The following is a 4378-nucleotide window of genomic DNA, read 5'->3' as shown; positions in this document are numbered from 1 at the left end:
GACCATCACCTCCGGCCGGCGCAACGGGCAGGACCCCGCGGGGGGCCGGCGGGAGAGGGCGGGGGTGGTCAAGCCCGGCGGGGGGCTGGCCGTGGTGGAGTTCTCGCCCCCCGTGTTCCCGCCGTTCCGTGCCGTGTACATGAACTACCTCATGCGGGCGCTGCCGAAGATCGCCACGAGCGTGTCCTCGAATCCCGACGCGTACGTCTACCTGGCGGAGTCGATCCGCGACTGGCCGGACCAGGAGACTCTCCGCTCCCTCGTGGAGGCCAACGGCTGGGAGCGCTGCAGCGTCACCAATCTCACCGGCGGGATCGCCGCTATCCACCTGGCCCGCCGCCCCGCCTGAGCCCCCGCCCCCGGGTGCGCTGCATGTTTGCCCACCTCCCCGCCCCGCCCCGCCCCAGCCCCCGGTTGCGCTGCGTGTTTGCCCGGTTTGGGGCGGCTTGCGCTGGGGGTGTGGTCCATTCGGGCAGCGCCGGGCAGAGAGGCAGCGTAGGCCGGGGCGGGCTGGGTGGAGTGGGGCTGGGTGCGCTGCGCCTTCGCCCACCGCCCCACCCAGCCCCCCTGGGTGCGCTGCGCCTTTGCCCACCGCCCCGCCCCGCCCCCCTGGTGCGCTGCGTGTTTGCCCGGTTTGGGGCGGCTTGCGCTGGGGGTGTGGTCCATTCGGGCAGCGCCGGGCAGAGAGGCAGCGTAGGCCGGGGCGGGCTGGGTGGAGTGGGGCTGGGTGCGCTGCGCCTTCGCCCACCGCCCCACCCAGCCCCCCTGGGTGCGCTGCGCCTTTGCCCACCGCCCAGCCCAGCCCCGGCGGGTGCGCTGCGTGTTTGCCCGGTTTGGGGCGGCTTGCGCTGCGGGTGTGGTCCATTCGGGCAGCGCTGGGCAGAGAGGCGGCGTAAGCCGGGGCGGTTGGCGGGCAGAGAGGCAGCGTAAGCCGGGCCGGGTGGCGGGCAGAGAGGCAGCGTAAGCCGGGCCGGGTGGCGGGCATAGGGGCAGCGTAAGCCGGGCGGGCCGGGCCGGCCGGGTGGCGGGCAGAGGGGCAGCGTGAGTGGGGGGCGGGGCGGGTTGATCAGTCGGCGAACAGCGGGCGGCGGTCGAGGCGGCGGGCGATCGACCCGGCAGCGCGCCAGCCCCGGGCCACCACGTCGCGGTCCGAATCCGCCACCGTGTTGGACATGCAGCGCACCGCCGCGGTCATCAGCGCCTGCGAGCGCATCCCGACCGGCCCGGCCAGCGGCAGGAACTGCGGCAGGGTGAGCAGGCGGGCGGCGTCCCGCGCGATCGCGAAGGAGCGGCCGTACGTGCTCCGCAGCAACTCAGGCCAGGCCCGGGTCAGGTCCCGGCCGGCGCGGCCCGAACCGGCAACCGCTCCCGAGCAGATGAGTTCGGCCAGCAACCGGCCGCCCTCGAGCGCGTAGTCGATGCCCTCGCCGTTGAGCGGGTTCACGCAGGCGGCGGCGTCGCCGACCGCAGCCCAGTTCGGCCCGGCCACCCCGGAGACCGCCCCGCCCATCGGCAGCAACGCCGAGGTCACCGAGCGGGGCTCCCCATCCAGCGCCCAGTCGGCGCGGACACTACGGGCGTAGTGATGTAGGAGGTCCTTGACCGCGACGCCCGCCGGCCGGGACGAGGTCGCGAGGGCGCCCACCCCGAGGTTGACCTCGCCGTCACCGAGCGGGAACACCCACCCGTACCCGGGCTGGATGGCCCCGGCCTCGTCGCGCAGTTCGAGATCGGACCCGATCCACGGATGATCATGCCTGCCGGAGCGGACGTACGAGCGCGCCGCCACGGCATACACCGTGTCGCGATGCCACGTCCGACCGAGCATCCGGCCGACGGGCGAGCGGACGCCGTCGGCCAGCACGAGCGTCCGGCACGCGATGCGATCGTCGCCGGCCCGGACTGCGGTCACCTCGCCGTCGTCGCCCCTCTCCACGCCGGTCACCCGCACGCCGTCGACCACCAGGGCGCCCGCGTCGACCGCCGTCTGCCGCAGCCGGTCGTCGAACACCGTGCGCCGCACCGCCGAGCCGACCCCGCCGTGCTCGCCGGCCGGCCAGGGCACGCGCCGGGAGCGGCCGAAGCCCCGCAGTTCGAGGCCCTCGATGGTGATCCGGTCCCGAGCCCACGAACCCAGGCCCAGCCGGTCCACCTCGAGCATCGCCCGCGGCGTGAGGCCGTCGCCGCAGGTCTTGTCCCGTGGGAAGGTCGCGGCGTCGAGCACCGTGACCTCGCGCCCGGCGCGGGCCAGCCACGTGGCGGTGGCGGAACCGGCAGGGCCGCAGCCCACCACGAGGACGTCGGTCGAGGCGGGAAGGGGCGGCCGTGACTCCATGCGCACCATGGTGGCAGGTCGGTGCCCGCCGGGGTCGGCGGCACCTCGGTCGGGGTGGGGTTCCGCAGCCCGTGGCCGGGGACCGTAGTCTGTCGTGAGGGTCGGTCGGAGCCGGCCCGCACGAGGCGACGAGGACGAGTGGGGATGTCGAGCGATTCTGTGACGACCGGCACCGCGGAGACGGCGCCCGGCCACGTGGTGGCGGGCGTGGACGTCGGCGACGCCGACCTCGCGGCTCTGTTGAGGGACCGGCTCGTCGAGGTCGAGGAACTCCTGGTGGGCAGGCTCGAGACCGGCGAGGACTTCCTCTCCGAGGTGGCCCTGCACCTGGTCACCGCCGGCGGCAAGCGCTTCCGGCCCGTGATGACGCTCCTCGCGGGCGAGCTGGGCCCCGAGCCCGACCGCGAGCGACTGGTCAAGGCCGCCGTGGTGTGCGAGATGATCCACCTGGCGACGCTGTACCACGACGACGTGATGGACGAGGCGAGCATGCGCCGCGGCGTCGAGTCCGCCAACAGCCGCTGGGACAACTCCACCGCGATCCTCGCCGGCGACTTCCTGTTCGCCCACTCCTCCATGCTGCTGGCGGACCTCGGGCCGGCCGCCGTCCAGCTCATCGCGCAGACGTTCGCCGAGCTGGTGACGGGGCAGATGCGGGAGACCGTCGGGCTTGGGGAGGGCGACGCAGACGAGGCGAGTCACTACCTGCGGGTGATCTGGGAGAAGACCGGGTCGCTCATCGCGGCTGCCGCCCAGTTCGGTGGCGAGTACTCGGGCGCGGACGCCGAGCAGATCGGGCACCTGCGCCGGTTGGGGGACGCGGTGGGGATCGCGTTCCAGATCGCCGACGACATCATCGACATCGCCTCGCCGTCCGAGGACTCGGGCAAGACGCCCGGCACGGACCTGCGCGAGGGTGTGCACACGCTGCCCATGATCTACGCGCTCGAGCCCGGTTCCGCCGACGGCGGCAGGCTGCGGGAGCTGCTGGGCCGGCCCCTGGACGACGACGCCGAGGTGGCCGAGGCGCTGGAGTTGCTCCGCGGTTCGGACGGCATGCGTCGCGCCCGGGCCACGCTCGAGCAGTACGTGTCCGACGCCATGACCGAGCTCGACGCGTTGCCGGCCGGCCCCGCCAACGAGGCGCTGCGCCGGCTGGTGCGTTTCACGGTCGATCGCGTCAGCTGACGGGCCCCGGCGTGACTGCCGAGTGAGGCTGACGGGCGTCGGCGTGACTGCCGATAGCGTCAGCCGGCGCGGCCGACGGCGTCGCGGGGCGATCGGGTGGCAGCTCCCGTGGGTTTGGTAGCACCCAGCGTGCCCTGACCGCCGATCGAGCCCCGTGGCTGCGACAAGAATCGCCGTGTGTGCGACCAAACCCTCCGCTTGACCGGCAGGGGCGGGGTGGGGCGGAAATCAGCAGAACTCAGCCTGGATCAGCGGGGATGGATTTTAACTGTGGAGGCGTCCACGAGGAGGGTCACGGGAACGCCCGGTGAGAGGAGATTGGTGGCGGCGTGGCGGCTGGTGATCTCCGCGTCGACGCGCTGCCCGTCCCGGAGGATTGCGGTGACCCGCGTGAGCGCCCCTGCCGGGGTGAGGCTTGAGATTCGTGCCGGCAGGGAGTTGGCGGGGTGGCAGGAGACGTGTGTGTCGAGGGTGCCGCAGGGGTTGGTGACGTGGACGGCGACCGCCCGCGGATCGATGGTCGCGAACGCGTCTGCCCCCGGCCGCCAGCCGGAGGGAGGGCGGACCCCGATGAGGTCCCCGCCGGGGGTGCGGAGCCCGTCGTCGAGGGCCGTCCCGTACAGGAGGGACACACCGGAAAGGCGGGCGACGAAGTCGGAGCCCGGGCGGGAGAGGACGTCCTCGACCGTGCCGGATTGGACGACGCGGCCGGAGGCGACGACGACGACGAGGTCCGCCAGCGCCCACAGGTCCAGTGGATCGTGGGTCACGATGACCGTCGTGCGTCCGGAGAGCCGATCGGCCAGGACCGCGAGTTCACGCTCGGCGACGAACTTGGAGACCTGCTCCGGCTGC

4 protein-coding genes are annotated in these 4378 nt (G+C 73.7%); 2 read left to right on the top strand and 2 right to left on the bottom strand.

Features of this window, described 5'->3' with window-relative positions; genetic code table 11:
- Nucleotides 1-349 (top strand): class I SAM-dependent methyltransferase (locus Q0444_RS12705; RefSeq protein ID WP_299023394.1); only part of this gene is annotated, 349 nt, incomplete at its 5' end.
- A gap of 717 nt (nucleotides 350-1066) precedes the next feature.
- Here the strand turns inward: Q0444_RS12705 and Q0444_RS12700 are convergent.
- A complete protein-coding gene (locus Q0444_RS12700; protein WP_291079539.1) occupies nucleotides 1067-2335 on the bottom strand; it encodes an NAD(P)/FAD-dependent oxidoreductase in 1269 nt (422 codons plus the stop codon).
- A 144-nt stretch (nucleotides 2336-2479) separates the two neighbouring features.
- Here Q0444_RS12700 and Q0444_RS12695 point away from each other — a divergent pair, with 144 nt between their 5' ends.
- Nucleotides 2480-3523 carry a polyprenyl synthetase family protein gene (locus tag Q0444_RS12695; RefSeq protein ID WP_291079540.1) on the top strand — a complete coding sequence of 348 codons (1044 nt, stop codon included), beginning with the start codon at nucleotides 2480-2482 and terminating at the stop codon, nucleotides 3521-3523.
- Nucleotides 3524-3771: 248 nt separating this feature from the next.
- Here the strand turns inward: Q0444_RS12695 and Q0444_RS12690 are convergent.
- A partial coding sequence (locus Q0444_RS12690) for a TOBE domain-containing protein (protein ID WP_299023393.1) occupies nucleotides 3772-4378 on the bottom strand: 607 nt, incomplete at its 5' end.

It is taken from the genome of uncultured Dietzia sp. (assembly GCF_937873725.1).
Lineage (GTDB): Bacteria > Actinomycetota > Actinomycetes > Mycobacteriales > Mycobacteriaceae > Dietzia.
This window is presented reverse-complemented; position numbering and strand designations above follow the sequence as displayed.

Excerpts from the sequence above, each read along its gene's own strand:
- Q0444_RS12700 (WP_291079539.1), bottom strand. The coding sequence starts at position 2,335 with ATGGAGTCACGGCCGCCCCTTCCCGCCTCGACCGACGTCCTCGTGGTG.
- Q0444_RS12695 (WP_291079540.1), top strand. The coding sequence starts at position 2,480 with ATGTCGAGCGATTCTGTGACGACCGGCACCGCGGAGACGGCGCCCGGC.